The organism is Streptomyces sp. NPDC001868 (assembly GCF_040297125.1).
Classification (GTDB): Bacteria; Actinomycetota; Actinomycetes; order Streptomycetales; family Streptomycetaceae; genus Streptomyces.
On the sequence record NZ_JBEOYO010000133.1, the window covers coordinates 1 to 2111 of the forward strand.

General features: G+C 68.3%; 4 protein-coding genes. 1 reads left to right on the forward strand and 3 read right to left on the reverse strand.

All coding sequences use genetic code 11. The annotated features are described in order from the left end of the window. Positions 1-231: hypothetical protein (locus ABT147_RS47100; protein WP_351418716.1), on the reverse strand; the 231-nt coding region annotated here is incomplete at its 3' end. Here ABT147_RS47100 and ABT147_RS47105 point away from each other — a divergent pair. Beyond that, positions 157-306, forward strand: coding sequence for a hypothetical protein (locus ABT147_RS47105; RefSeq protein WP_351418714.1), 150 nt, complete (start codon positions 157-159; stop codon positions 304-306). The genes ABT147_RS47100 and ABT147_RS47105 overlap by 75 nt on opposite strands. 233 nt (positions 307-539) lie before the next feature. Here the strand turns inward: ABT147_RS47105 and ABT147_RS47110 are convergent, their stop codons facing one another. Continuing rightward, on the reverse strand, positions 540-677 hold the full coding sequence (locus ABT147_RS47110) for a hypothetical protein (RefSeq protein ID WP_351418709.1): 138 nt from the start codon (positions 675-677) through the stop codon (positions 540-542). Further along, positions 674-2014, reverse strand: coding sequence for an NtaA/DmoA family FMN-dependent monooxygenase (locus tag ABT147_RS47115; protein WP_351418712.1), 1341 nt, complete (start codon positions 2012-2014; stop codon positions 674-676). Before ABT147_RS47115 ends, ABT147_RS47110 begins: the two co-directional genes overlap by 4 nt. Between the last annotated feature and the right edge of the window lie 97 nt (positions 2015-2111).

The following is a 2111-nucleotide window of genomic DNA, read 5'->3' on the forward strand; positions in this document are numbered from 1 at the left end:
CCCGCCGGCGGCCACTCCGCCCTCTGCCCTCACAGCCCTCCAGGCTCGGGTTCGAGCCCTGAGCAGCGACTCCAGCGCATGATCAAGACAACGTGTTAATGATCGGCAAGCCCTAACGAGGCACGAGTGCCGCCGGAGGACATCGCCGGTGTAGCGCTGTTCTTGGCGTCGGGAAAGGCGGCGTTCATCAACGGAGCCATTCTGCTGGTCGACGGCGGCGATCTCGTTCATGAGTCCTCACCGCGGCGATTCACGAGCATCGATATCACGGCAGTCAGGTTGCCCTTGGCCAGCCGGACCGGGTGATCGACGACGCGGGTGTCCGGGGGGAAGCTGAACTGGAACTTCATGTCTTCGATGTGGCGGGCCAGGCCGTCGGTGTAGTGGCCGTCGGGCCAGTGCGCCCGGACGTTCTTCGCGCGGCTCTCGCCCAGGCGGTCCCACTTCTGGCCTGAGAAGACGACGAAGTCCAGTTCGTCGAAGGTCTCCAGATTGCGCCGCTCCTCGTGCGTCAGGTGCTTGGGGTAGGAGTCAGCGGTTCACCTGTCGCCCAGCAGACCATCAGGGAGATTCTCCAGGCAGAACGCGGTGTAGCCACCTGTGTCGTCCTGGCAGAACGTGCGGAAGCCATCTCCGTTCAGGTTGCGTCGAGGAATGGGCTGCGTGGTGGTGGTCATGACCGGGCCGGCTTCGTGAGACGCGGGTCGAGGCCATACTGCTCGTGGGCGCCGAGGTTCTCGCGCAGGGTAGGGCCTTCGTAGTCGTCGTGGAACAGGCCGCGTTCCTGCAGGATCGGGACGACCTGGTCGACGAAGGCGTCGAAGCCGTCGTGGTAGCTGTCGACGGCGATCGAGAAGCCGTCGCAGGCACCTGCCTCGAACCACTGCTGCATGTGGTCGGTCACGTCGGCGGCGGTGCCAGCGACCACCGGGTGGTAGTCGATGACGCCGTGGGCGAGCACGTCGCGCAGGGTCCAGCCTTCCCGGGCCACTTCGAGGGCGCGGGTGGAGCGCGGGTCGTGCGGGCTGGGTATGGCGTCGGCGAGCTGGTCCGCCGTCAGCGGCTCGTCGAGCTGGCCGGGGTCGAGCGGGAGGCCGATCATGGCGCCGAGGTAGCGGACGCGTTGGTTCAGGTCGACGACCTCGTCCAGGAAGCGGCGCCGCTGAAGGGCGGCCTGGCGGGAGGGGGCGATGGTCGGCATGAAGCCGGCGAGCATCTTCACCTCGTCCGGGTCGCGTCCGGCGCACTTGGCGGCGTCCCGCAGGGCCTGGCGCTGGGCCTGGGCGTCCTCGATGGCGTACGGGTTGGCGTAGACGCCGCTGGCGTAGCGGCCCGCGAGTTCCAGGCCGTAACTGCCGCCGCCTGCCTGGAAGATGACCGGCTGGCCCTGCTCGGACGGGGGGATGGGCAGCGGGCCGCGGGAGGCGGCGTGCTTGCCCTGGAGGTTGACCGGCTGGATCTTGTCCATGTCGGCGAACCGTTTGCCGTCGATGTCGAGTAGCCAGGCGTCCTTCTCCCAGCTGCCCCACAGTGCCTGCACGATCTGGATGACCTCGTGGGCACGCTCGTACTTCTCGGCGCGCGGCGGGATCGTCGCGCCGAAGTTCGCCGCAGCGGCGGGGTCGGAGGTGGTCACCGCGTTCCAGCCGGCCCGGCCGTGGCTGATCACGTCCAGGGCCTTGAACTGGCGGGCGAGATTGTAGGGCTCGGTGAACGTGGTGGAGGCGGTGGTGACCAGGCCGATCCGCTCGGTCTCGCGCGCGAGGACGGTCAGGATCAGCAACGGGTCGATCATGTGGTGCGGGGCATGGTGGTCGAGGTCGACGTCCAGGACCGGGGTGTCCGCGATGAACAGCAGCTGGATCTTGCCGCGCTCGGCGGCCTGCGCGTAACGCACGAACTGGTCCATGTCCGTGTAGCTGTTCAGGTTCGCACCGGGCAGCCGCCAGGCCCCTGGGGCGGCTCCGTATCCGCCGCTGAACTGCATGCCCAGGATCATCTGTCGGCTTGTCATGGTTACTCCTCAGACGAGGTGATGAGAAACGGAGTATGTCTCCGATGCGGGCGCCGGGGCGCGGGCGCCCGCGGTGGGGCCCGGCGCCCCCGGCGGG